The organism is Nonomuraea sp. NPDC003707 (assembly GCF_053587055.1).
In genome coordinates this window covers 20,606-43,475 of the sequence record NZ_JBSFNK010000007.1, presented here as the reverse complement: position 1 = coordinate 43,475, position 22,870 = coordinate 20,606, and the positions used below count along the sequence as shown (strand labels likewise).

23 protein-coding genes and 1 pseudogene are annotated in these 22,870 nt (G+C 72.4%); 8 read left to right on the top strand and 16 right to left on the bottom strand.

Annotated features, from left to right (window positions below; all coding sequences use genetic code 11):
• Positions 1-3: 3 nt before the first annotated feature.
• Positions 4-2,538 (bottom strand): LuxR C-terminal-related transcriptional regulator, encoded by a 2,535-nt coding sequence (locus tag ACWDRB_RS19865; RefSeq protein WP_449895694.1) that lies wholly within the window; start codon positions 2,536-2,538, stop codon positions 4-6.
• Between the two features lie 67 nt (positions 2,539-2,605).
• Here ACWDRB_RS19865 and ACWDRB_RS19860 point away from each other — a divergent pair, with 67 nt between their 5' ends.
• The gene (locus ACWDRB_RS19860) at positions 2,606-3,703 is read left to right on the top strand and encodes a hypothetical protein (RefSeq protein ID WP_449895692.1); all 1,098 of its coding nucleotides are present in this window, start codon (positions 2,606-2,608) and stop codon (positions 3,701-3,703) included.
• Positions 3,704-3,909: 206 nt separating this feature from the next.
• Here ACWDRB_RS19860 and ACWDRB_RS19855 read toward each other — a convergent pair whose 3' ends face one another.
• A complete protein-coding gene (locus ACWDRB_RS19855; protein WP_449895690.1) occupies positions 3,910-4,461 on the bottom strand; it encodes a TetR/AcrR family transcriptional regulator in 552 nt (183 codons plus the stop codon).
• Positions 4,462-4,583: 122 nt separating this feature from the next.
• Here ACWDRB_RS19855 and ACWDRB_RS19850 point away from each other — a divergent pair, with 122 nt between their 5' ends.
• Positions 4,584-5,774, top strand: coding sequence for a serine hydrolase domain-containing protein (locus ACWDRB_RS19850; protein ID WP_449895688.1), 1,191 nt, complete (start codon positions 4,584-4,586; stop codon positions 5,772-5,774).
• Positions 5,775-5,852: 78 nt separating this feature from the next.
• Here the strand turns inward: ACWDRB_RS19850 and ACWDRB_RS19845 are convergent, their stop codons facing one another.
• Positions 5,853-6,194, bottom strand: coding sequence for a histone-like nucleoid-structuring protein Lsr2 (locus ACWDRB_RS19845; RefSeq protein ID WP_449895686.1), 342 nt, complete (start codon positions 6,192-6,194; stop codon positions 5,853-5,855).
• 790 nt (positions 6,195-6,984) lie between these two features.
• Here ACWDRB_RS19845 and ACWDRB_RS19840 point away from each other — a divergent pair.
• Entirely contained in the window at positions 6,985-7,872 is an 888-nt protein-coding gene (locus ACWDRB_RS19840; RefSeq protein WP_449895684.1) for a slipin family protein, read from the top strand.
• Between the two features lie 236 nt (positions 7,873-8,108).
• On the opposite strand, the gene ACWDRB_RS19835 is transcribed toward ACWDRB_RS19840, so the two are convergent.
• The 8 genes from ACWDRB_RS19835 to ACWDRB_RS19800 all read right to left on the bottom strand — a co-directional run bounded on the left by ACWDRB_RS19835 (position 8,109) and on the right by ACWDRB_RS19800 (position 14,888).
• Complete coding sequence (locus tag ACWDRB_RS19835) at positions 8,109-8,693, bottom strand: putative glycolipid-binding domain-containing protein (protein ID WP_449895682.1); 585 nt, start codon at positions 8,691-8,693, stop codon at positions 8,109-8,111.
• A gap of 37 nt (positions 8,694-8,730) precedes the next feature.
• On the bottom strand, positions 8,731-9,504 hold the full coding sequence (locus tag ACWDRB_RS19830) for a DUF1932 domain-containing protein (protein ID WP_449895680.1): 774 nt from the start codon (positions 9,502-9,504) through the stop codon (positions 8,731-8,733).
• 37 nt (positions 9,505-9,541) lie between these two features.
• Positions 9,542-10,303, bottom strand: coding sequence for an IclR family transcriptional regulator (locus ACWDRB_RS19825; protein WP_363972768.1), 762 nt, complete (start codon positions 10,301-10,303; stop codon positions 9,542-9,544).
• A 37-nt stretch (positions 10,304-10,340) separates the two neighbouring features.
• Positions 10,341-10,931 carry an RraA family protein gene (locus ACWDRB_RS19820; RefSeq protein ID WP_350739434.1) on the bottom strand — a complete coding sequence of 197 codons (591 nt, stop codon included), beginning with the start codon at positions 10,929-10,931 and terminating at the stop codon, positions 10,341-10,343.
• Between the two features lie 12 nt (positions 10,932-10,943).
• Positions 10,944-11,936: a tripartite tricarboxylate transporter substrate binding protein gene (locus ACWDRB_RS19815; RefSeq protein WP_449895676.1), complete on the bottom strand. Its 993-nt coding sequence runs from the start codon at positions 11,934-11,936 to the stop codon at positions 10,944-10,946.
• Positions 11,937-11,963: 27 nt separating this feature from the next.
• On the bottom strand, positions 11,964-13,475 hold the full coding sequence (locus ACWDRB_RS19810) for a tripartite tricarboxylate transporter permease (RefSeq protein WP_449895674.1): 1,512 nt from the start codon (positions 13,473-13,475) through the stop codon (positions 11,964-11,966).
• A complete protein-coding gene (locus ACWDRB_RS19805; RefSeq protein WP_449895672.1) occupies positions 13,475-14,050 on the bottom strand; it encodes a tripartite tricarboxylate transporter TctB family protein in 576 nt (191 codons plus the stop codon). The genes ACWDRB_RS19810 and ACWDRB_RS19805 overlap by 1 nt, the downstream gene beginning before the upstream one ends.
• 106 nt (positions 14,051-14,156) lie before the next feature.
• Positions 14,157-14,888: an SDR family NAD(P)-dependent oxidoreductase gene (locus ACWDRB_RS19800; protein WP_449895670.1), complete on the bottom strand. Its 732-nt coding sequence runs from the start codon at positions 14,886-14,888 to the stop codon at positions 14,157-14,159.
• Positions 14,889-14,968: 80 nt separating this feature from the next.
• Between ACWDRB_RS19800 and ACWDRB_RS19795 the strand changes: the two genes are divergently transcribed.
• From ACWDRB_RS19795 to ACWDRB_RS19780, 4 genes and pseudogenes are all read left to right on the top strand, one after another.
• Entirely contained in the window at positions 14,969-15,535 is a 567-nt protein-coding gene (locus ACWDRB_RS19795) for a TetR/AcrR family transcriptional regulator (RefSeq protein WP_350739447.1), read from the top strand.
• Between the two features lie 62 nt (positions 15,536-15,597).
• A complete protein-coding gene (locus ACWDRB_RS19790; RefSeq protein ID WP_449895668.1) occupies positions 15,598-16,104 on the top strand; it encodes a PadR family transcriptional regulator in 507 nt (168 codons plus the stop codon).
• Positions 16,097-16,764: pseudogene (locus ACWDRB_RS19785) on the top strand (ABC transporter ATP-binding protein). Before ACWDRB_RS19790 ends, ACWDRB_RS19785 begins: the two are co-directional and overlap by 8 nt.
• The gene (locus ACWDRB_RS19780; protein WP_449895666.1) at positions 16,761-17,990 is read left to right on the top strand and encodes a hypothetical protein; all 1,230 of its coding nucleotides are present in this window, start codon (positions 16,761-16,763) and stop codon (positions 17,988-17,990) included. Before ACWDRB_RS19785 ends, ACWDRB_RS19780 begins: the two are co-directional and overlap by 4 nt.
• Positions 17,991-18,048: 58 nt before the next feature.
• Here ACWDRB_RS19780 and ACWDRB_RS19775 read toward each other — a convergent pair whose 3' ends face one another.
• From ACWDRB_RS19775 to ACWDRB_RS19755, 5 genes are all read right to left on the bottom strand, one after another.
• Positions 18,049-20,004, bottom strand: coding sequence for an endo-1,3-alpha-glucanase family glycosylhydrolase (locus tag ACWDRB_RS19775; protein ID WP_449895664.1), 1,956 nt, complete (start codon positions 20,002-20,004; stop codon positions 18,049-18,051).
• Between the two features lie 207 nt (positions 20,005-20,211).
• Positions 20,212-20,676, bottom strand: a complete 465-nt coding sequence (locus ACWDRB_RS19770) for an SPW repeat protein (RefSeq protein WP_449895662.1) — start codon at positions 20,674-20,676, stop codon at positions 20,212-20,214.
• 92 nt (positions 20,677-20,768) lie between these two features.
• The gene (locus tag ACWDRB_RS19765; RefSeq protein ID WP_350739464.1) at positions 20,769-21,446 is read right to left on the bottom strand and encodes a cation transporter; all 678 of its coding nucleotides are present in this window, start codon (positions 21,444-21,446) and stop codon (positions 20,769-20,771) included.
• Complete coding sequence (locus ACWDRB_RS19760) at positions 21,443-21,814, bottom strand: ArsR/SmtB family transcription factor (RefSeq protein ID WP_449895659.1); 372 nt, start codon at positions 21,812-21,814, stop codon at positions 21,443-21,445. Before ACWDRB_RS19760 ends, ACWDRB_RS19765 begins: the two co-directional genes overlap by 4 nt.
• Before the next feature lie 91 nt (positions 21,815-21,905).
• On the bottom strand, positions 21,906-22,265 hold the full coding sequence (locus ACWDRB_RS19755; protein ID WP_350739470.1) for a winged helix-turn-helix transcriptional regulator: 360 nt from the start codon (positions 22,263-22,265) through the stop codon (positions 21,906-21,908).
• A gap of 109 nt (positions 22,266-22,374) precedes the next feature.
• On the opposite strand from ACWDRB_RS19755, the gene ACWDRB_RS19750 reads away from it, so the two are divergent.
• Positions 22,375-22,860, top strand: a complete 486-nt coding sequence (locus tag ACWDRB_RS19750) for a luciferase domain-containing protein (protein ID WP_397373786.1) — start codon at positions 22,375-22,377, stop codon at positions 22,858-22,860.
• The last annotated feature ends 10 nt before the right edge of the window (positions 22,861-22,870 follow it).

Genomic DNA, 22,870 nt, shown 5'->3' with positions numbered 1-22,870 from the left:
CGGTCAACCGGCCAGCCGGTTCAGGAGCGCGGCCAGGGCGGCGCGGTCGTTGACGCCGGTCTTGTCGTAGACGGCGTACAGGGTGTTGGCCACGGTGCGGACGGAGACGACGAGCCGCGCGGCGATCTCGCGGTTGGTCAGCCCCTGCGCGGCCAGCACCGCGATCTCGCGCTGCCTCGGCGTCAGGCTGGGCACGTCGAGGTCCATCAGCGCGAGCGTACGGGCGCCCTGGCAGCGCTGCGAGAGCCGCCAGGCCCGGGTCTGCGCCGCCCGCGCCCCGCGTACCAGCCCGGACTCGCGGTAGCGGGCCGCCGCCCGCGCCGCCGCCTCGGCCGCGTACAGCAGCAGGCCGAGCCGCTCGAAGCCCTCCGAGACCGCGTCGAGCTCCGCGCCGTCGCGGGCGGCGGCGTGCCGCGCGAACAGCGCCACCAGCGGGCCCTCCACGTCGAGCGCGGCCAGCCGCGCGGACACCAGGTCGGCGCGGCCCAGCCGGACGACGTCGTGCAGCAGGAACGGCACGTCGCACGGCAGCGCGTCCTCGGCGGTCTCCAGGCAGAGCTCCACGGCCCCGGCCGCGTCGCCGCGACCGGCCAGGGTCCACGCCCGGGCCAGGCGCAGCGGCACGACGACGGACGGGCCGATCGGCGTCCCCGTCGCCTCCGCCCGCTCCACCGCCTGCTCGGCCGCCGCGACCTCGCCGAGCAGCGCGTACGCGTGCGCCAGCTCACCCAGGCACGACCCCGCCAGCACGCTGCGATCGGGCAGCCGCGCGGCGGTGTCGCGGGCCCACGCGAGGGCGTCGGCGAGCCGGCCGCGCAACCGCAGCACGCGGGCCGTCCACGTGCCGAACTCCAGGTTCGCCCGCGTCCAGGTGTGGAAGGGCCCCTCCAGGCCGTACCCCTGCCCGGCGAACCGCTCGGCGGTGTCCAGATCGCCGAGCAGCAGCGCGGCGTGCGTGGCATGGCCGGCCAAGGCGGCCGAGAGGCTGCGCATGGCGACCGGCTCCTTCGCCAGGCCCGCGCCGATCTCCGCCACGTGGGCCAGGCATTCCGCGGCCCGCCCCTGCGCCACCAGGACGGCCGCCTCGGCCCCGCTGATCATCCGCGCGCCGTGCGGGCTGAGCGGGCCCATGTCCCGCGCCCGCGCCATCAGGTCCTCGGCGGCGGCGATGTCGCCGGTCAGGGCGGCCAGGACGGCCCGCATGATGAGCGTCGCCTGCCGCGGCTGAACCTCGTGGACGAGCCCGCCGGTCTCCTCCAGGACGGCTCGCGCCCGTGCGACGTCCCCGAGCCCGACGGCCAGGTTCATGGCCCGCTGCACGCCGAGGTCGGTCCGGGCCCCCTCGCCCATCTCCGCCGCCCAGGCGGTGGCGAACACCTCCTCGGCCTCGGCGTACCGGTCGGTGTAGAACAGCACCGTGCCCAGCGCGGCCAGCGCGGGAGTCCCGCCGCCCGCGGCCACGGCCGCGCGCCCCAGCCGTACGGCCAGCTCCAGGTCCCGGATGACCCTGGCGCGCTCGCAGCCGGCCAGCAGCAGCCCGGGATCGCCGGTCAGACCGCCGTCCAGCCGCCAGACGGCCACCCTGAGCACGTCCTCGTGCCGCCGCAGCCCGGCCTCCGAGACCGCCTGCGCCAACCGGCGCACCATCGTACGGGCGCGCAGCACGCCGCAGCCGTCCCTGATGACCTCGCCGTACAGGGGATGCGCGAGCCGCACCTGGAGCCGCCGGCCGTCCGGCTGCACCGTGACGAGCTGCCGGTCCTCCAGATGCTGGACGGCGTCGAGCGACCCCAAGGCGGCCAGCAGGTCGGCGCCGAGCGGCTCGCCGTACGCCAGCAGCTCCAGCGCCTCCCGCTCCCGCGCGGTCACCTCGCCGATGCGGCCCGCGATGGTCTCGCGCAGCGTGGGCGTGATCGTCAGCGGCCCGCTCCACCGCCACACGCCACCGTCGGCGGCGAGCATCCCGGACAGCACGAGTTCGCGCAGGTAGAGGGCGTTGCCCTGGCTGACGCGCCACAGCCGGGCCACGGTCGCCGACTCCACCCGGCCGCCCAGCGCGGCCTCCAGGACGGCCGCCGTCTCCTCCAGGGAGAACGGCTCCAGCTCCAGCCGCGGCACCAGGTCGTCCTTCCACAGCGCGAGCACCGCGTCCGGCACGGGCGTCCGGCTGCGCAGCGTCGCGATCACCCGGGTGCCGTCCCGCGTCACCAGATGGTGGACGAGCGCGGCCGAGACCGGATCGAGCAGGTGGGCGTCGTCCACCACCAGCACCGGCACGCGCACCGCGGCGGCCGCCCAGCCCAGCGGGTTGCCGGCGGGCGGCGTGGCGGGGAGCAGCGGGGCGAAGGCGCCCAGCGGGACCTCCGCGGCGGCCGCCGTGGCCCGCGCCCAGGCGACCCCGTCGAGACCGTGCACGGCCTGCGCCGCCAGCCGGCTCTTGCCCGTGCCCGGCGGACCGGCCACGACCACGCCCCTGGAGGCGGACCTGATCTCCGACAATTGCGTCACACGCCCGATGAACGGCCAGGAGCCTGCCACGGCGAAAGCGTATTTGAGTAGGCCATGCTCATGCGAGCGAGTTGTCCCGCCCGCCATGCTGGGGCCCATGACCATGGCGCTGACCACCGGCCTGACAGACCTCGTACGGGAGAGCCTCGGCGACCCCCTCGCCGAGATCGCGGACCAGCACGTCGACCTCCTCGACTCCGGCCCGGGGGCGTTGTCGACGACCTCGCTGCACCGCGTGCGCGGCACCACGACCGGGGGCGTGACCTGGTCGTTCTTCGTCAAGGCGATCCACGAGATCAGGCACTCGCCCTGGTACGCGGACATCCCCGAGCCGCTGCGCGCCACCGCGCTCGCGCACTTCCCCTGGCGGGCCGACGCGGACGTCTACCTGGCCCGCCCCCGGCTCCCCGGCGGGCTGCGGCTGCCCCGGATGTACCGGCTGGACGACCTGGGCGACGACCGGCTCGTCATGTGGCTGGAGGACGTGCGGGTCGCGCCCGCCGCCTGGGACCTGGACCGCTACCGCGCCGCCGCCCGCCGGCTCGGCGACCTGGCCACCGCACACCCCGTCGCGGGCCGTACGTCCGCGCCGCGCGAGCCGCTCAACCACGGCCTGCGCTACTACTGCGAAGGCCCGCTCGCCAACCTGTTCCTGCCCACCCTGCGCGACCCTGCCACGTGGCGGCACCCGCTGGTCGCCGCGAACGCCGACCCCCTGCTGCAGGCCGACCTGCTGGCCCTCGCCGACCACATCGACCCGCTGCTGGACGCCCTCGACCGCCTCCCCCACACCCTCGTCCACGGCGACGCCAGCCCCTCGAACCTGCTGATCCCGGCCGACGGCTCGGCGGACTTCGTGGCCATCGACTGGAGCTGGCCGTACCCGGCGGCCGTCGGCTTCGACCTCGGCCAGCTCCTCGTCGGCCGGGCCCACACCGGCGAACTCGACCCCGCGGACCTGCCCGCCGTGCACGAGACGATCGAGGCCGCGTACACCGCCGCGGTGGCCGGCCTCGCGGACCCCGCCGAGGTCTCCTTCGGCTACGCCGCCACCCTCGTGCTGCGCAGCGCCTGGACCGCGATCCCCTTCGAACGCCTGGGCCAGGCGCCCACCCCCGAGCTGCACGACCTGTTCCGCAAGCGGGCCCGGCTCGCCCGGTTCGTCGTCGACCTGGGACGCTCCCTGCTCCCTTAGGCGCGGCCGGCGCTTCGAGATCATCCTGAGCCCGGAGGACTACCGCTTCCTGGGGACGTACAGCGAGACCGTCGCCACCCGTACCTACCCGGCCGGACAACCGCGCGAGGTCAAGGCGGGCACCCCCGTCGGATGGACCGCGCACCTGGAGGCCGGGATCGTCGACAAGCCGGGCGACAGGCCGTAGCCGGTTGCCGCTGCTGCCGTCACGGCGACAGGATCGCGGTCGCGCCACGCAGCAGCTCGTCCCGGAGTTCGTCGTCCGGAACGTCCGGAAGATGGCTGATCGGGTCGGTGGCCGCGGCGAAGGCCTGGGCGGCCCGCACGCGTCGGCGCCAGTCAGGATCGGGGCCGGCCAGCAGCTCGACGGCCCGGCTGGTGATGCCCACCACGCGCGACATGAGCTCGGTGGTCTCGTCGCCGTAGACGGAGGCGTCGCGCAGCAGCAACACCATGGTCTCGCGGTGGCCGAGCATGACGTCGACGCAGCCGCCGAGCACGCGCTGCCGCACCTCGGCGAGGGTGGGCGCGGCGGCGGCGTCCCGGATCGTCGCGTCGAGCCGGTCGATCGGGGGCCGCACCAGGCAGTCGAGTATCTCGCCCTTGCTGCGGAAGTGATGGTAGAGGGAGGGCTTGCTGATGCCGACCCGTTCGGCGACGTCCCGCATGCTGGCCGCACGGTAGGTCTGTGCGGTGAACAGCTCCCGCGCCGCCTCGATGATGCGCAGCCGGGTGTCGGAGGTTTCGTTCGGTGCCAATCGCCGTCCCTCTCTCGGTTCAGGCTGAAAGCATACCCCGGTTGCCAACCGTCCGGTCGGTAGGCTAGCGTCCCAGCCACCCGACCGACCGGTAGGTCGGCTCTGACGTGAGGAGCGCGACGATGGCACAGATCGAAGGAACCACCGCCGACGGATTCCAGGCGGTGCGCGAGTCGTTCGAACGGAACTTCACACACGGAGGCGAGGTCGGCGCCGGGCTCACCGTCTACCGGCACGGCACCCCGATCGTGGACCTATGGGGCGGCCACGCCGACCCGGAGACACGCCGGCCCTGGCGGGGCGACACCATCGCCCCCATCGCCTCCACCTGCAAGACGTTCGCCACGGGCGCCGCGCTGGTGCTGGCCGGACGCGGCGAGGTGGACCTGGAGGCCCCCGTGGCCCGCTACTGGCCCGAGTTCGCCCAGAACGGCAAGGGCGAGATCACCGTACGGACGCTGCTCGGCCACCGCGCCGGCCTGCCAACCCTGGACACCCACCCCATCACCTGGGAGGACCTGCGCGACTGGACCCCCATCACCGACGCCCTCGCGGCCGCCACCCCCGAATGGCCCCCGGGCACCGCGCACGGCTACCACGGCGTCAGCATCGGCCACCTCGCCGGGGAGATCGTCCGCCGCGTCTCCGGGCTCACGCTGAGCGAATTCCTGGAACGCGAGATCACCGGCCCGCTCGGCCTCGACTGCCACGTCCGCGTCCCCGACAGCGCCATGCCGCGCATGGCCACCATGGTCGTCCCCGACGCCGAGACCATGCGGCTCGGCATGGAGGTCCCCGAACTCGCCGACTTCGCCGAAGCGCTCAACGACCCCGCCACCCTGTCCTACCGCGCCTTCTACGGCAGCGTCGCCATCGGCTGGGACAGCACCAACGATCCCCGTACGTACCAGGTGGAGAGCCCGTCGATGGACGGCGTCGCCTCCGCCCACTCCCTGGCCCGCTATTTCGCCGCCCTGAGCGGCGAGGTCGACGGCATCCGCCTGCTCGGGCCCGAACTCGTCGACCGGATCCGCACCCCGCAGGCCGACGGGATCGACCAGACCCTGCGGGTGCACACCGCCTGGGGCATCGGCTTCGCCGTGCCCGGCGGCCCCTTCTGGCCCGCGCCCGGGCACATCACCGGGCTGTTCGGCCAGGGCGGCGCCACCGGCTCGTTCGCCTTCGCCGACCCGGACCGCGGCCTCGCCTTCGGCTACGTCCCCAACCGCGGCTCCGAACTGCTGGAAGGCGGCGACTTCCGCGTCCGTTCCCTGGTCGAGACGCTGTACGCGGCGCTGGACGACATTCGATGACCGAGCCGGGCGGCCGGCCAGGACCCGACCGCCCGTGCTCTTGTCCTGAAAAGACCTACCGGAAGCCGGATCGCTCCCTCAGTGGGCCGCCTCGTACTGCTCCACGACAGTGGCGGCGATGCGGCCACGCTCGCTCACCGGCAGCCCCTGGGCCTTCGCCCACCGCCTGATCTCAGTGGACTTCTCACGGGTGACGGCCCGCGAAGCGCCGGCGCCACCGCGTCGGCCCCGAACACCCCGCTCGGCGCGGACCGCGCGAGCCTTGGTGATAAAGGGAGCGAGAGCCTTCTCCAGCTTCTCCCGGTTAGAGCCCGACAGGTCGATCTCGTAGCTGGTGCCGTCGAGAGCGAACCTTGTGGTCCCCTCGGCGTCACTGCCGTCGATGTCATCGACAAAGGACTCAACAATGCGTTTCGCCATGATGCTGCTCCGATTACGTTATGGTTGCAGGTACTGTAGCCCCCTTCAGCAGATCACGCACCTCCTTGCGGCGCCGTGCTGACACAATCGAACTTCACGATCGCGTCTCGCACTACAACGCCTTTCGCTGTTGTGACGCGGTTTTCGCGCTTCTCGTGCCCGGCATTCATCGACGCCGCCCCGGCCCATGGCCGGGCGGGGAACATACCGGGACCCGACCTGCGCGAGGCTCGCCCAAAGACCTGCACGAGATCCCTTCTGCCCTTCTCACCAGTGATAAGCCATCAACAACCGGCGACATCCCCGGCATGGCAAGACCACGGCCGCCCTCCCGCCTCCTCTCGCGCGCAGCGCGCCCTCGCGAGCGCGGGACGCCCTTGCCCCGGACCGCCCGCACCCGCGCCGATCCTGCGCCCCGGCTCCGCTGTCAGCAACCTAGTCGCAAGTGCGTCCGCCCCGCGGTCAATAGCTATGAATCCGCTATGTTGAAGTTCGATTCAAAGGTTTGCCGGGCCATATCAGGTATTGGCCAAGAACCGCAACTCGATCCTGACGCACCGCACTGACGTTTACCAGATACGCATCCGCCGGCTCAGCAGGATCCGCCCTTTACAAAGTAGATTTCCAACTGTTTCGGGCCACCGCGCCCCGCACGATCGCGGTTGACGGTTGACGGCACCGTGGCCGTTGCGCCGGAAGCGGCGGACCCCGGCGCCCGGGAGGTCCGGCCGGCTCGGTACGCTCTTCCGTTCGAGCAGGCCTACTCTCGAAGTATGGGAGGGAGGCCATTATGGTTACCGAGATCATCCTGGGTTTCCTCGCGGCCATCGCCATATTGACCGGGTTCGGGGGCGTCAGGATCGTCAATCAGGTCGAGCGCGGCATCGTGTTCCGCTTCGGCCGGGCGCAGAAGGAGATCCGCCGGCCGGGAGTCGCCTTTCTCATCCCGGGAGTTGACCGGTTGAAGAAGGTGAACGTACAGATCGTCACGATGCCGGTGCCCACGCAGGAGGGCATCACCCGTGACAACGTGTCGGTCCAGGTCGACGCCGTCGCCTACTTCCGGGTGCAGGACCCGCTGCGGGCGGCCGTCGAGGTGCAGAACTACCTGTTCGCGGTGGAGCAGGTGGCGCAGACGTCGCTGCGCTCCATCATCGGCAAGAGCGAGCTGGACGATCTGCTCTCCAACCGCGAGGAGCTGAACAAGGGCCTCGCGCTCATGATCGACAGCCCGGCGCTCGGCTGGGGCATCCACATCGACCGGGTGGAGATCAAGGACGTGCAGCTGCCCGAGTCCATGAAGCGCTCCGTGGCCCGCCAGGCCGAGGCCGAGCGGGAGCGCCGCGCCCGCGTGATCACCGCGGACGGGGAGTTCCAGGCCGCCCAGAAGCTCGCCGACGCCTCCGCGATCATGGCTCAGACGCCGAGCGCCCTGCAGCTGCGGCTCCTGCAGACGGTCGTCGAGGTGGCGGCCGAGAAGACGTCCACGCTGGTGATGCCGCTGCCGGTGGAGGTGCTGCGCTTCTTCGACCGCGGCGAGCAGGGCTCCCCGGCGCGGGAGGAGTCAGCGGGGCCGGTCGCGGCCGAGAAGAGCGCGCCGCCTGCGCAGCTGACGCCGCCGGACGAGCTCACCAAGATCCTCGGCCTGCACGAGACGGCGACCCGCCCCGATTCCTGACCTCAGGGCGACCGACGACCAAACCCACGGCCGCCAGCCGGTCGCGACCGCCAGGGCAGCAGCCCGTCGCCGCGGACCCGTCGCCACCGTCCGACCGCCGCCGCCAGGCCGCCACCGCCAGGCCGACAGCCCGCCGCCGTTAGAGCGCCACCGTCAGACCGCCACCCCGTCGCCGCCGTCAGCCGGTCCGCCCGAAGTGCGAGCCGAAGCCCGAAGGGTGAGCCGAAGCAGGCGGCTCAGGCGGCTCGGACGGCGAGGCCCGGGTAGTCGAGGACGAGGCCCGACGCGTCGTAGACCAGGTCGCAGGCGACGTCGAAGACCGGCGCCGCGTAGTCGTAGCGCTGCCGCCCCTCCTCGTCGGCCAGCCGGGCATAGCGCTGCTCGAGCCGCTCGACGGCCAGGTCGGCGGCCCGGACGAAGGCCGCCGGAGCCGGTGCGGCGGCGCCCACGCCGAGGCGCATCCGGTGCACGGGGAACGCGTTGGTCAGGGCCGACGACTCGAGGTCGACGTCGAGGCAGCCGTCCAGCCAGGACGCCGGCGCGCCGTCCACCCGCCAGCGGCCCGCGCCGTCGGTCTCCAGGAGGATCTGGCGCCTGCCCCCGGCGGAACGGCTCGCGAGCCGGGCCGAGCGGGTGGCCCAGCTCGCGTCGAGCTCGATGACATAGTCGACGACCCAGGTGCGGCCCTCCTCGACCGCGGTCGTGCACCCCTCGACGCGGTGCCCGTCCGGGAGCGGCCGGAAGTAGACCACCTCGAAGCCGGTGCGCGCGTCGAGGTGCCGCCAGGCCGCGGTGCCGGGCGGTGGCGCGAAGGTCGTCATGGCCGGATCATGTCATCGCCCACCGACAAAAGCCGCGTCAGCCGGTGGACAGGCGGCGGAGGGTCTGCTCGGCCGCGCGGGTCATCTCGGCGGGCACGCCGAGGACGTCCAGGTAGGCGCCGGTGTCGCGCATCTCCATGGCCCGCCGTACGGCATGCGTACGGGTGCCCGTCAGGAACCGGTCGATGACGGCCTGGCCGTCGCCCGCGAGTTGCTTGGCGATCTCGGCCCTGATCCAGTCCTCGTCCCCGGCCGCCTGCCCCGCCGCGACGGCCTCGCAGACCACCGAGGCCAGTCCCTTCATGAACACGCTGCGCAGCAGCTTGCGGCCCATGGCCGCCCCGGGAGGCCCGTCGAGGACCTCCACGGAGACCTCGCGCGGGCCGCCGAGCGGGCGGACGAGCCGGGCGATCGCGCCCGCCCCCGGCCCGCTGGCCAGCAGCGGGACCAGATGCCCGTGCAACGGCACCGGGCCCAGGATCGCCACGTCGGCGAAGTCGGCACGCTCGCCGACCATCCGGCCGAGCCGCTCCATGACCTCCGGAGAGGCCGAGGTGAAGTCGGCGTAGCAGGCGCCCCGCGCCAGGTGGGGCAGGCACTGCTCGGCCACGGAGGGGGCCGCGGCGGCCCCGGTCAGGACGAGCACGTACGCGGCCTGTTCGACGGCCTCCCGCAGGGTCGCCGTTCTGGTGACGCCTTCGGGGGTGGGGGTGTCGCCGGGGTCGTACCCGAGCACTTCGTGCCCGGCGGCGGCGAGCGCGGCGGCATAGACGCCGCCCGCCTCGCCCAGTCCGATGACGGCGCAACGCATGATCAATCTCTTCAGTCCTCTTATATGTGAACCATGGCTAAAGGTCGCGCGCCCGGCCGAGCGCCGCGGCGGCGCGGCGCAGCTCGGGCACCCAGCCGAGCATCTCGCTCTCGGGGTGGCGCTCGGCGGGGCCGGAGATGCCCACGGACGCCATGGAGTGGCCGTCCGGGGCCGGCACGGGCGCGCTGATGCCCGAGCTCCCGAGCACGCGTTCGTTCATGGAGAAGTGGTAGCCGCGTTCCCTGATCTGCTCCAGCTCGGCCCGCAGGTCGGCCTCGCTGACCGGCTTGCCGCCCGCGGTGCCCAGGTCGCGGACCGCGGCCATCAGGGCGTCGAGCTCGTCGTCCGGCATGGCCGCCGCGAGCACCTTGCCCGCGCCCAGGTGCAGCGGCAGCCGGCGGCCGATGGGGAGCTGGTAGCGCAGCGGGTCGGCGCCGTCGACACGGGCGATGACGATGCGCTCCAGGCCCGACCTGATGTGCAGCGTCGTGGTCAGGCCGGTGGTGGCGGCCAGCTCCTGGAGCACGGGGGTGGCCGCGCGGCTGAGGCCGTCGGTGACGAGGAAGCCGTGCGCGATGGCGAGGGCGGCCGGGCCGAGGTGGTAGGCCTGCTGCCCGGCGACCACGAACCCGCGCCGCTGCAGCACCCCGAGCAGGCGCAGCGTCGTGGCCGGGGACAGCCCGGCCCGCCGCGCGACCTCCGACAGCCGCAGCGGCTTGTCGCTGCGCTCCAGCACCTCGATCACGTCGAACGCGCGCTCGACCGAGCGCATGGACGGCTGCGGCTGTCCTGCGGTCATCGGCGGAACCCTTTCTCGCACGCGGATGAACCTGTCGTCACGCGGATTCAAGGATGGCAGCCCGTTTGCCCTCCTCGGTCACGAAGACGGCCTCGGCCGCCTGCGCGACCCGCTCGGCCTCGGCCAGCGGGACGACGACCACGCCGTCGGCGTCGCCGAGGATCAGGTCGCCCGGCGCGACGGCGACGCCGCCGACCGCGACGGTGCGGCCGAGGTGGCCGGGCCCGTTCTTGTACGGCCCCGCGGGCGTCACCGCGCGGGCGAAGACGGGCATGCCCATCTCCCCGAGCCCGTCGGCGTCCCTGACGGCCCCGTCGATGACGAACCCGGCCACGCCCTTGTTCTTGGCGCGCTGCCCGATCAGCTCGCCGATCAGCGCCCGGGACTCGTCGCCGCCGCCGTTGACCACGATGACGTCGCCGGGTTCGACGACGTCGAGCGCCTGGTGGATGAGCGCGTTGTCACCCGATCGGGTCCAGATGGTGAAGGCGCGCCCGGCCACGCGGGCGCCCGGCCAGATGGGGCGGATCCGGGAGTCGAGGACGCCGAGGCGGTCCATGGCGTCGCCGATGTTGGCGGTGGGCAGGGCGGCCAGCCGGGCCAGCGCGTCCTGGGAGGTCTCGCTCATTGAAGGCGCCTTTCAGCTCTTGGTGTTGCGGACGAGGGGGAGGGCCTGCTTGACCGTGGTCTCCTGGTCGGCCCAGTACGTGCTGTAGTCCTGGCCGGACTTGTACGCGGTGGCCAGGCCGAGGTCCTTCATCTTGGCGACGACCGCCGGGTCCTCGATCGCCTTCTTCAGGGCTCCTTCGAGCTTGACGCGGACCTCGTCCGGCAGCCCGGCGGGCGCCGAGTAACCGCGGGCGGTCGCCCCCTCGACCTGGTAGCCCTGCTCGGCGAAGGTGGGCGCGTCCGGCAGGAACGGGCTCCGCTCGGCCGACATGACGCCGAGCACCTGGATCTTGCCCTGGGCGACGAGGTCCTTGACGTCGCTGACGTTGCCGACGTACGCCTCGACGTGCTTGCCGAGGAAGGCGGCGATGGCCGACGACGCACCCTCCGAGAAGTGCACGGGGGCGAACTCCGCCCCGGTCTTCTGCTGGATGTCGGCCAGGGCGAAGTGCTCGCCGGTCTGCACCCCGGTCGTGGTCGCGGTGACGCTCTTCGGCTTGGCCTTGACCGCCTCGATCAGGGCTTTCAGATCCTTGTACGGGCTGCCGGGCGCGACCCCGACCAGCATCGGGTCGAGCACCTGCATGCCCAGCGGCAGGAAGCTCTGCCGGGTGTAGGTGGCGCCCCGGCTCGGGTCGAGGGGCGAGACGACGACGGACGGCGAGCCGGTGGCGCCGATGGTGTAGCCGTCGGGCTTGGCCTTGGTGAGCGCGGTGTAGCCGATCTGTCCCCCGGCGCCCGGCTTGTTGAGCACTTCGACGTTCGTACCCAGCTCCTTCTCCAGGACGGGTGCGACCACGCGGGCCGCCGCGTCGACGGCCGCCCCGGGCGCGAACGAGACGATCAGCGTGACCGGCTTCCCCTTGCGCGGCCAGGCGCCCGCGGCGCCGCCGGACTGCTGGGCGCCGCACGCGGCGAGCGCCGTCGCCACGGCCACGGCCGTGACTGCGATCTTGACTTTCACGATGACTCCTTATGGGGGGTGTCGGCCTCAGGCCTCGGGGTCCTCGGCCAGGACGGCGGGTTTGCGCAGCCCCAGCAGCCGGCTCAGCAGCGGGCTCAGGGCGATGGCGAGCGCGATCACCAGCAGGACGACGCAGATCGGACGGGTCAGGAAGACGGTGAGGTCGCCTTGCGACAGCTCCAGCGACTCGCGCAGGGAACGCTCCATGAGGGGCCCGAGCACGAGGGTGAGCACCAGGGGCGCCAGGGGGATGTCCAGGCGGCGCAGCACGAGGCCGAGCAGCCCGAAGGCGACCATGACGAACACGTCGAAGACGGAGAAGTTGATCGTGTACGCGCCCACGACCATGAACGTGAGGATCAGCGCGGTCAGCACCGGGTACGGGATGCGCAGGATCGACGTCCACACCCGCACCAGCGGCACGTTGAGCACCAGCAGGATGACGTTGCCGACGAACAGGCTGGCGATGATCCCCCAGGCGACGTCGGCGTGCTCGGCGAACAGGGTCGGCCCCGGCGTCAGCCCCTGCTGCAGGAACGCTCCCATGAGCACGGCGATCGTCGGTGAGGCCGGGATGCCGAGGGTGAACAGGGGCACGAGCGCGCCGTTCGCGTGCGCGTTGTTGGCCGTCTCCGGCCCCGCGACGCCCTCCACCGCGCCCGACCCCAGCTCGGCGCGGTGCCTGCTGAACCTGCGCTCCGCGCCGTAGGCGAGCAGCGAGGAGACCGAGCCGGTCATCCCGGGGACGAGCCCGAGCGCGAACCCGATCCCGGTGCCCCTGGCGATCGCCGGAACGCTGCGCCGCAGGTCGGCACGGCCCGGCAGGAGCGCCCGCAGCCCTGGGGCCACCGCCTGGGCGGTGCCGCCCCTGGCCGCCACGAGGATCTCCGACAGGCCGAAGAGCCCGATGATGACGGCGACGAAGCTGATGCCGTCGAGCAGGCGTTCGCTGCCGAAGGTGAACCTCGGCGCCCCGGCCACCGGGTCGATGCCGACCATCGAGATCAGCAGGCCGAGCACGCCGGAGATGAGCGCCTTGGTCATCGAGCGGCCGGCGAGCGCGACGAGCAGGGAGATGCCGAGCACCATGAGCGCGAAGAACTCCGGCGGCCCGATCCGCAGGCCCAGGTCGCCGAGCGGCTTGGCGGCGACGACGAGCCCGACGGTGGCGACGGTGCCGCCGACGAACGACCCGACCGCCGCGATGGTGAGCGCCACCCCCGCGCGGCCCTGCTTGGTCATGGCGTAGCCGTCGATCGTGGTGATCGCGGAGGCGGCCTCGCCCGGGGTGTTGAGCAGGACGCTGGTGATGGTGCCGCCGTACTGGGTGCCGTAGAAGATGGCGGCCAGCATGATGATGGCGCTGGTCGGGTCCAGGTTGAGGGTGAGCGGGATGAGCAGCGCCACCCCGGCGACGGGCCCGATGCCCGGCAGGACCCCGATCAGGGTGCCGAGCAGGCAGCCGATGAACGCGTACAGGAGGTTCTGCGGCGACAGGGCCGTGGCGAGCCCGCCGAGCAGGTCGGCCAGGACGTCCATCACAGGCCCCAGCCGGCCAGGAGCGGGATCGCCGACGGCGGCAGCTGCACCATCAGCCCCTGGTCGAAGCCGTGGTAGATGCCCACGCTGCCGGCGAGGGAGAGCACGAGCGACAGCGCCCAGCTCCGGCCCGCGCGCCACTTGAGGTGGAACATGAGGAACACGAACACGCTGATCTGGTAGCCGGCCAGGTCCATGGCGGCCGCGAGCACCACCAGGCTGCCGAGCACGGCGGCGGCGTGGCCCACGTCGGTGCGCTCGGCCGGGCCGTCCTCGTCCGCACGGGCCCGCCTCGTCTGGGCGGCCCAGGCCAGCGCGAGCAGCCCGAGTGCGATGGCCAGCACGAACGGGAAGAACCCCGGCCCGGGACCGAACGAGGTCCACAGGCCGAGCCCCAGGGATTCGACGGCGATGTAGCACGAGAGCGCGACAAGAACCACTTGCGCGCCCGCTCTCAGCCTCGCGTCGGAAACCCGCGCCGCCGCGGCCGCGGCCTCGTCGTCGGGGGCGGGGGCATGCTCGGCGAACGCCTGTTCATGGCTCATGGGGGTGTAGCCGCCTTCCAGTCTTTTCACACAGTGAAAAGTCTTTCCATTTCATGACAAGCGTGCTGGGAGGCGTGCGGACATGTCAAGGGTTACGCGGAGGTTTCCGGCGATGACCGGAAGGTGACGTAACGCGTCAGGCGGTGACACCCGCGTCGACGGAGACGGCCGTGCCCGTGATGGCGCGGCCCCCGTCCCCCGCCAGGTGGGCGACGGTGGCGGCGATGTCGTCGGGCGAGCAGTAGCGGCCGAGCGCCGTGTGGCGCCGCTCCTCGTCCGCGTCCGGCCCGTCCGCCGGGTTCATCTCGGTGTCGGTGGATCCGGGGTGGACCACGTTCGCGGTGATGCCGCGCGGCCCGAGGTCCCTGGCCAGCCCCTTGGCGAGCCCGGTCAGCGCCGACTTGCTCATCGCGTACGCCGTCCAGCCGGGGTAGGGCACGCGTTCGGCCAGGCTGCTGCCGATGAGAATGATCCTGCCGCCGTCCGGCATGTGCCGCGCCGCCGCCTGCGCCAGCACGAACGAGGCCCTGGGGTGCACGGCCAGCAGCCGGTCGACCTCCTCCAGCGTCACCTCCTCCAGCGCCCCGTACGGCGCGATGCCCGCGTTGCCGACCAGGACGTCCAGCCGGCCCAGCTCGCGGACCGTCCGCTCCACGGCCGCGACCAGCGCCCCGGCGTCGGCGGCCTCCGCCTGGAGCCCGAGCGCCCGAGCGCCGGCCGCCTCGATCTCCTTGACGATCGCCGCCGCCCGGTCGCCCGCGCTCCGGTACGTGAGAGCCACGTCGAACCCGTCACCCGCCAGCCGCCGCGCGACGGCCGCGCCGATCCCCCTGCTACCCCCGGTGACCAGGGCTACCTTCCGTGCCATGCGTCCTCCATCCCGTTGAAGCGGAATCAATTCCGTTTCAACGTAACCGGAATCAGTTCCGGTTGACAAGAGGTGCCAGGATGGGAGCCGTGACACGCGAGCGCACCGACGCGGCCCGCAATCGCGCGAAGATCCTCGCCGCCGCCGAGGGCATCGTGGCCGCCCGCGGCGTGCAGGGCCTGCAGATGGCGGACGTGGCCGCGGCCGCCGGGGTCGGCGTCGGCACGCTCTACCGGCGCTTCGGCGACCGGTCCGGGCTGGCGTACGCGCTGATCGACCGGCGGGAGCGGGAGTTCCAGGCTGCGTTCATCGAGGGGCCGCCGCCGCTCGGCCCCGGCGCGGAGCCGGCCGCGCGCGCCAAAGCGTTCCTGCGGGCCCTGGCGGACAGGACGGCCGAGCAGCTCGACCTGCTGCTCATGGCCGAGACGGCGAGCCCGCTGGCCCGCTTCGGCGGCGCGTACGACGCCTACCACGGTCACCTGTCGATGCTGATCGGCCGGTTCCGCCCCGGCGCGGACGCCCACTGCCTCGCCGACGCCCTCCTCGCGCCCCTCGCCGCCCCGCTGCTGGCCCACCGGCTCGGGGAGACGGGTGTGGAGCGGGTGAAGTCCGCCCTGGACGACCTGCTCGACGGCCTCGCGGGCTGAGCCGTCCGCCTCCTCGAAGTCCGCCGCTTGCCCGACTATTCATTGAATGTATAGTTGCGATCATGTCCACGGCTCATGTGATGCTCGGGCTGCTCGCGGAGCGCCCGAAACACGGCTACGAGCTCAAGAAGGAGCACGATCATCGCCTGGCCGGCGCCAAGCCGCTGGCCTACGGGCAGGTCTACGCCACGTTGCAGCGGCTGGAACGCGACGGCTTCGCCGAGGTGGCGGAGACGCAGCAGGAGGGCGGCCCCGAGCGGACCATGTACGCGATCACCGGCAGCGGCCGGGAGGAGCTGGCCCGGTGGCTGAACACCGTGGAGCCGCCGGCGCCGTATGTCGCCAGCTCGCTGTTCGCCCGGGTCGCCGTCGCGGGACGAGACGCCGACGGCTATCTGCTGCGGCAGCGCGAGGCGCATCTGGCCCGCATGCGGGAGCTGACCGCCGAGAAGGCGGCCAGCCCGCCCGCCCAGGTGCTGGCGGCCGACTTTGCGCTCCAGCACCTCGACGCCGACCTGCGCTGGATCGAGACCGCACTGTCGCGGCTGAAGGGGGACAACGATGCTTGAGGCCAGCGGCCTGGTGAAGTCGTACGGCAGGACCAGGGCGCTGACAGGCGTCTCCCTCCAGCTCGCGGAGGGCGAGATCCTCGCGGTCACCGGGCCGAGCGGATCGGGCAAGTCGACCCTGCTGCACTGCCCCTGGCCGGGATCATCCGCCCGGAGTCCGGCGAGGTCGTCCTGGACGGCAGGCGGATCGACACGCTGGCCGAGGCGAAGCTGACCAAGCTGCGCCGCGAGAGCTTCGGCGTGGTCTTCCAGTTCGGGGAGCTGGTGCCCGAGCTCACGGCGGCGGAGAACGTCGCGTTACCGATGCTGTTCAACCGGCACGGCCGGCAGGAGTCGATGAACGCCGCGGCCGACATGCTGGCCCGGCTGGAGGTGTCCGACTGCGCCGACCAGCGGCCCGGCGAGCTGTCCGGGGGCCAGTTGCAGCGGGTGGCCGTCGCGCGGGCGCTGGTGACCGGCCCGCGCGTGGTCTTCGCCGACGAACCCACCGGAGCGCTGGACACCCTCGGCGGCGAGCAGGTGATGAGCGCGCTGCTGGGCGCGGCCCGCGCCGGCGGCACCGCAGTGGTCCTGGTCACCCACGACAACCGGGTGGCGGCCTACGCCGACCGCGAGCTCGCCCTGCGCGACGGGGCCGTGCTGACGGGGATCAGCCAATGATCACCGTCATCCGCATGCTGAACAGGGGACGGTCACGGACCGAGCGGGCCCGCGCCTGGCTGGTCGCCGCCGGCACGGGGCTGGCGACGTTCCTGGTCTGCACGGCCGTCAGCCTGGCCGACTACAAGGACGAGGGCGGCTCGCTGACCGGGTTGGCCCTGGCCCTGCTGGCCCTGCCGGTCGCCGGCCTGGTGCACCAGTCCAACCGGTTGGGCTCGGCCACCAGGGAGCGGCGGCTGGCCGGCCTGCGGCTGGCCGGGGCCACGCCGGACGACGTGCGCCTGCTCGGCGCCCTGGAAGGCGGCCGGCTGGCGCTGGCCGGCTCGCTGGCCGGCGCCGCGGTCTACGTGGTCACCCATCTCTCCGGGCCGCTGATCCAGGTGCCGGTGGTCATGGCCGTGATGGCGCTGGGCGGAGCCCTGTCAGGGGCGCGCGCCGGCCGGAACGTCATCGCCTCACCGCTGGGCCTGGTTCGCCGTTCACGCCTGCGGGGGCCGAGAGCGGCGGACCTGTACCGCTTCGTGGCCGGTGCCTGCCTCTTCTTTCTCGGATTCGTGATGAAAGGGAGCTTCCCGCTCGCCGGGAAGTACGGGGCGGCTGTGGCCATCACGGCCGGGGCGGTGCTCATGCTGTTCGGGGCGACGCTGGCCACGACCTGGGTGATCAGGGTGTCCGCGCGCCGCGCCGCCCGGCGGGCCGGCTCGCCCGAGATGCTGCTGGCCGCACGGCTGGTCGAGGCGGACCCGAGGGCCCGGGCCAGAGCCCTGTCCGTGGTGGGCCTGACGGTGTTCTTCGGCGCGGCCGCCGGGGCCCAGCAGGCGGCCGCCGGCTACCACCACGCCCATGCGCTCGTCGACGCCGCGCTCCTGGTGGCCCTGGTGACGTCGGCGGCCGCCCTCGTGGTGCACCAGGCCGAGGAGCTGCTCGATCACCGCCGCTCGTTCGCCGCGCTGGCCGCCTCCGGGGTGCCGGAGCGGGCGCTGGGCGGGGTCCTCGTACGGCAGGCGGTCATCGCCGCGCTGCCGATCTGCGTCGTGGCGGCGGTCGCGGGAATCGTGGCGGTGATCGTGCCCCTCGCCGACCACTACCAGGTGGGGTGGCTCGGCTGGGCGGTCGGCAGGGCCGTGGCCATGGCGGGCATCGGGGTTCTCACCGCGGTGCTCGTGGCCCTGGCGGCCCGCCCGCTGCTGCGCGACACGCTCCGCCTGGAGAGGCTGCGCGCCTGAGAGGTGCCGGCGCGCCGGATCCCAGGGGGCACCCGGCCCGGGGATCCGGCGCGCCGCGTCAGCGTTCGCTGGAGGCCGCGCGGTAGTGCAGGTCCTGCACGTACGGCGTCGCGCTGATCGCGTACGGCGAGACCACCTTCGCCACCACGGCCGAGCTCCTGGTGACCGAGGCCGAAGCGGCGCCCGCCTTCAGCGGGAACGTCTTGGCGGACACCCCCGCGGGCGCGTCGTAGGTCTGCGTCGTGCCGCCGACCGTGACCGACATCTTGCCCGCCGCGGTCAGCATGGTGAGCACCTCGACGGTGTCGCGGGCCGCGGTGCTGCCCGCGCGCAGCTTCATGAGCTTGGTCTGCGCGTACGACGGCTCGGCCGCGACCGGCTGGACCCGGTGGGTCAGGTACGCCGTGTCGTTGGTGATCTTCGGGCAGCCGAGCTTGTAGCAGGTCAGGTAATAGGCGCTGATGTCCAGATAAGTCCAGCCGGCGTTCCTGGAAGGGGCGAACTGGGTGTTCTCCGAGTAGTCGTTCCAGGTGGTGAGCTGCACCCACTCCGCCTTGCCGTCGATGGCCCCCTTCCAGGTGGCCCGCAGGTTCTCGGTGTTGCCCGCCTCGTCGAAGATGCTCTGGTTGGGACGCTCGTCCTGGACGGACACCGGCTGCATCCAGATCTTGCCCATGCCGTGCGCGCGGTCGATGTTCGTCGTCAGAGCGGCGTTGGCGGCGGGGCTGCGGCTGCCCCAGTTCGAGAAGCCGTAGCTGATGGAGGCGAAGGCGTCGCGGTACTTGTTGAAGTCGACGAACGTGGGCACCAGGGCGACCTTGATGCCGTGCTGCGTCTCCATGGTCTTCATCCAGTCCGACCACCAGGCGGGGGTGCGGCCTTCGGCCTTGAAGGGGGCGACGACGAGGCGGTCGTCGGCCAGCCGGTAGACCGACTTCGACGCGGCCAGCTTGGCCATGGCGGTGGCGAGGGCGGCGCTGTCGGTCGAGGACAGGCCGTTCATGTCCGGCATGAGCACGATCTTGAAGCCGGGGTCCACGGCCTCGGCCGCCTTGACGAGGTTCTGCACCCGCGTCCACTGCGCGCTGGTCACGGAGAGGATGTCGACGGTGAAGCCGTCCAGGCCCGCGGCGATGGCCTGCCGCACCTCGGTCTTGAGGTCGGCCAGCGCGTAGTCGCCCGTGATCGGGTCGCGTCCCAGCGGCCGGTCGCGCAGCAGCCCGCCGTAGGCGGCGTGCTTGCCGCTCTCGCCGTCCGGCTTGAGGTAGTTCCTGGCGTAGTAGTCGCCCGCCGGAGCCTGGTTGTCGAGGGAGATCGGATAGGGGCTGAAGTAGTGCGCGAACACCTTCTTGGCCGAGGCCCGCAGCGCCGCGGTGCCCGCCAGGGTGAAGGGCAGCGGCCCGTCGGTCTGCTCGTCCCCGGCGCCTTCGGTATAGGTGATCGTGAGTTTCGGCCCCCGGTCCCCGCTCTCGCGCGAGGACATCAGGACGGTCGTGGTGGCGTCGGTCCCGGTGAGGGCGAACGCGTACGTCCCGGTACCCTTGACGGCCGACGAGACGTCCAGCTTGGCCGTCGCGCCGGCGGTGAAGCCGGTGTGCGAGCCGATGACCGGCGCGCTCAGCGCCGGACGGGTGTTCCAGGTGGTGGCAGCCTCCGTCCAGGCGCCCGTCACCGGGCGGACGGAGACGGTGGTGTCCGTCGTTCTGGCCGAGACCACGTCCAGCGTGACCTTGACGTCCTCGGCGTCCTGCGGGATGCCGGTCACCTTGAAGCGGGTCAGGGCGGCGCGCTGCCCCGCGGTGGCGCTGCCGCACGCGGTGCCGCAGACGCTCACCCAGGTCGCGGTCGCGAAGCTCTTGGCCGGCTCGGCCTGGCTGACGAACACGTCCTCCGCCGCGGCGAACGTCACGCTGACGGGGGCGACGGCGGACGCCTGCGCGGGGGCCACAGCGGCTGTCGCCAGCATGGCGACGCCCGCCGCCGCCCCCAATAACGTCCGATATCGGTTGGCCATGAAACTCCCTTGCCTTACGGTACGGCCCCGCCTCGGCGGGGCCGTCTTGCACGGCCAAGGATGGATCATGCTCAAGCGTCGGATCCACACTTTTCGGATAACTCACAGGTGCCGGACAGTCGACTGCGTCCCCTTCTCCTCCAGGAGACGGGACGCAGTCGGCGGCGTGCCGCTTCTCGGTGCGGACCGGCGGTCCGCCCGGAGGCGTCAATGCCGACGTAGGGACATCGAGCCCAGCATGACGCAGGCCAGGCCGCATGCGACGATGACGATCCCCGTGATGACGTTGTTGATGATCGTGCCGGCGCTGGCTGTGTGCGGCGGCAGCACCCACGGGGCGATGATCGTCCACACTCCGATGACCGGTACGACAAATGCCAGCCCGTGGATCCTGCCGTACGCCGAGGCTATCCCGGCCGCCAGCAGCGCCAGGGCGATACCGGTGATCAGATTGTTGACGGTCAGGGTCGAGCGCCCGAAGAATCCCACCACCCATGGTGAGATGGCGAGATAGAGACCGCTCAGGAATGTCAGTCCGCTGACGGACTGCCCCGACGGGCTCTGCGCAGCCATGTCGTATTGAGCTCGCAGGGCCGCTATGTCCGGGTGCTGACCCATGTCGAGTTTCGGATGGAGTGGACTATCAGCCATGTCCCACACCACCTTCCCCATACCGCGTGGAGGTTTGAATACGTAACCCCTTCCCCCACGGTCACGCCAACGCGCCCACCAGGGTCAACATTTCTCCAAATCGCTTGGGGCGCCTACGACGGCGAGCAGCAACCGTCGGCGCAGCCGTCCGGCTCGGCGCCGGCGGGCACGGCGCAGCAGGCGTCTCCGCGCCAGGCGTCGCGCCCTTCCTTGACCGCGACCGCGGCGATGACCAGGGCGGCGATCGGGTCGGCCCAGGACCAGCCGAAGGCGCTGTTGAGCGCGAGCCCGGCCAGGAGCACCCCCGACAGGTAGGTGCACAGCAGGGTCTGCTTGGAGTCGGCCACCGCCGAGGCCGAGCCCAGCTCACGACCGGCGCGGCGCTGGGCGTACGACAGGAACGGCATGACGGCCAGGGACAGGGCGGCCAGGATCAGACCCGGGGTGGAGTGTCCGGCCTCCCCCGCGCCGAGCAGGGCGCGTACGGCGTCGACGGTGACGTAGGCGGCCAGGGCGAAGAAGGAGATCGCGATGACGCGCAGCGCGGCCCGTTCGCGGCGTTCGTGGTCGGCGGCGGAGAACTGCCAGGCCACCGCGGCGGCGGAGGCGACCTCGACGACCGAGTCCAGCCCGAAGCCGATGAGCGCCGTGGAGGAGGCGATGGTCCCCGCGGTGATGGCGACGACGGCCTCGATCACGTTGTAGGTGATGGTGGCGGCGACCAGCAGCCGGATCCGGCGCCGGAGCACGGCGCGCCGGGCCGGCGCCGGGCCCAGGTTCTGCGCGGTCACGACCCGGCCTCCCCCACCTGGGCGGGGCGCAGGGTGACCGCGTGGCCCGTGGCGGCCAGCAGCTGCTCGGTGGAGGCCAGCAGGTCCATCAGCTCGGGCCGGGTCAGGGAGTAGAACGACTGGCGTCCTTCGGCCCGGTAGTCCACCAGGTCGCAGTCGCGCAGGCAGGCCAGGTGCTTGGAGACCGTGGACTGGGCCAGCCCGAGCTCGGCCGTCAGGTCCACCACGCGCGCCTCACCCCTGGCCAGGCGCTGCACGATGCGCAGCCGGGTCTCGTCGGCCAGCGAGTGGAACAGCGCCGCCGCCGGAGGGACCCCGGCGGCGATGTCGGTGCTGACACAGCGGCCACCGTCGTTATCAATCGCCATATCGCGATGATAACGCGGATGAGCGATCGCTGTCATCAGGTGACCCGGCCGTCCGGCCGCGACACCCGTCAGCGCGCGGCGCAGGGCCCGGTCAGGACGCGTCGTAGCGCACGCGGGCGGCGGCCACGTACTCGCGGTGCCGCTCGGCCCATTCGATGAGCCCGGCCACCTGGGACGACAGCGTCCGGCCGACCGGGGTCAGGTCGTAGTCCACCCGGGGCGGCGAGGTGGGGGTGACGGTGCGCTCCACCAGCCCGTCCCGCTCCAGGCTGCGCAGGGTGAGGGTGAGCATGCGCTGGGAGATGCCCTCGATGGCGCGCTGCAGCTCGGAGTAGCGCTTGGGGCCGCCGCCGAGCAGGTCCATCACCAGCACGCTCCATTTGTCCCCGACGCGGTCGAGGATGTCGCGCAACTGGCAGGACGGGTGATGCTCGCCGACCGTCTCACGCACATCGATGTGCCTAACGCGGGTCAAAGTGCCTTCTTCCGTCATGACGGCATTCTGGATCAGACTCGATGCACGCACAAGAAGTAACCAGCGCACAGAAAGTGCCGTTGCGATGAGCATCGACTTGACCGATCCCCCACCCCGGCCCGGCCCTCGCCCGCGGACCACGGGTCTGGAGATCCCGCACGACCAGCTCGACCAGTTCTCCCCGCCGCGCATCAGGGCCGCCCTGGTGGCGGAGGCGCAGGCGTTGGCGGGCGTGTTCACCGGCCCCAGCCAGGTGTCCGAGCCCGCTTCACTCGCGCTGCGGCTGCGCGAGCCGGCCGGGCCGTGGGCGGCGTTCCTGCACCCCAGCCGTGACGAGTTCGGCCACATCCACCGCTCGGGTTTCCTGCACCTCACGGTGCCCGCGCCGCTCATCGATCCGCTCGAACGGGCCGGGTGGATCGAGCCGCATCCGATCAGCCGGCGCCCCGAGTGGCCCGACACGATCGTGATGCTTTACGCCCCGCGCGACGAGGCCGAACTGGCCGTCGCCCGCGCCGTCCTGCGCGCCTCCTGGCGGCAGGCCACCACAGCTTCCACGGAAACGGAGTGATCATCATGCG

Bases quoted from the DNA above. Each gene is read 5' to 3' on its own strand.
- ACWDRB_RS19820 (WP_350739434.1), bottom strand. From the start codon at position 10,931: ATGAGCGAGACCTCCCAGGACGCGCTGGCCCGGCTGGCCGCCCTGCCC.
- ACWDRB_RS19750 (WP_397373786.1), top strand. From the start codon at position 22,375: ATGAGCATCGACTTGACCGATCCCCCACCCCGGCCCGGCCCTCGCCCG.
- ACWDRB_RS19845 (WP_449895686.1), bottom strand. From the start codon at position 6,194: ATGGCGAAACGCATTGTTGAGTCCTTTGTCGATGACATCGACGGCAGT.
- ACWDRB_RS19760 (WP_449895659.1), bottom strand. From the start codon at position 21,814: ATGGCGATTGATAACGACGGTGGCCGCTGTGTCAGCACCGACATCGCC.
- ACWDRB_RS19830 (WP_449895680.1), bottom strand. From the start codon at position 9,504: ATGCGTTGCGCCGTCATCGGACTGGGCGAGGCGGGCGGCGTCTATGCC.
- ACWDRB_RS19780 (WP_449895666.1), top strand. From the start codon at position 16,761: ATGATCACCGTCATCCGCATGCTGAACAGGGGACGGTCACGGACCGAG.
- ACWDRB_RS19770 (WP_449895662.1), bottom strand. From the start codon at position 20,676: ATGGGGAAGGTGGTGTGGGACATGGCTGATAGTCCACTCCATCCGAAA.
- ACWDRB_RS19775 (WP_449895664.1), bottom strand. From the start codon at position 20,004: ATGGCCAACCGATATCGGACGTTATTGGGGGCGGCGGCGGGCGTCGCC.
- ACWDRB_RS19790 (WP_449895668.1), top strand. From the start codon at position 15,598: ATGTCCACGGCTCATGTGATGCTCGGGCTGCTCGCGGAGCGCCCGAAA.
- ACWDRB_RS19850 (WP_449895688.1), top strand. From the start codon at position 4,584: ATGGCACAGATCGAAGGAACCACCGCCGACGGATTCCAGGCGGTGCGC.
- ACWDRB_RS19835 (WP_449895682.1), bottom strand. From the start codon at position 8,693: ATGACGACCTTCGCGCCACCGCCCGGCACCGCGGCCTGGCGGCACCTC.
- ACWDRB_RS19795 (WP_350739447.1), top strand. From the start codon at position 14,969: ATGGGAGCCGTGACACGCGAGCGCACCGACGCGGCCCGCAATCGCGCG.
- ACWDRB_RS19860 (WP_449895692.1), top strand. From the start codon at position 2,606: ATGACCATGGCGCTGACCACCGGCCTGACAGACCTCGTACGGGAGAGC.
- ACWDRB_RS19825 (WP_363972768.1), bottom strand. From the start codon at position 10,303: ATGACCGCAGGACAGCCGCAGCCGTCCATGCGCTCGGTCGAGCGCGCG.
- ACWDRB_RS19800 (WP_449895670.1), bottom strand. From the start codon at position 14,888: ATGGCACGGAAGGTAGCCCTGGTCACCGGGGGTAGCAGGGGGATCGGC.
- ACWDRB_RS19810 (WP_449895674.1), bottom strand. From the start codon at position 13,475: ATGGACGTCCTGGCCGACCTGCTCGGCGGGCTCGCCACGGCCCTGTCG.
- ACWDRB_RS19840 (WP_449895684.1), top strand. From the start codon at position 6,985: ATGGTTACCGAGATCATCCTGGGTTTCCTCGCGGCCATCGCCATATTG.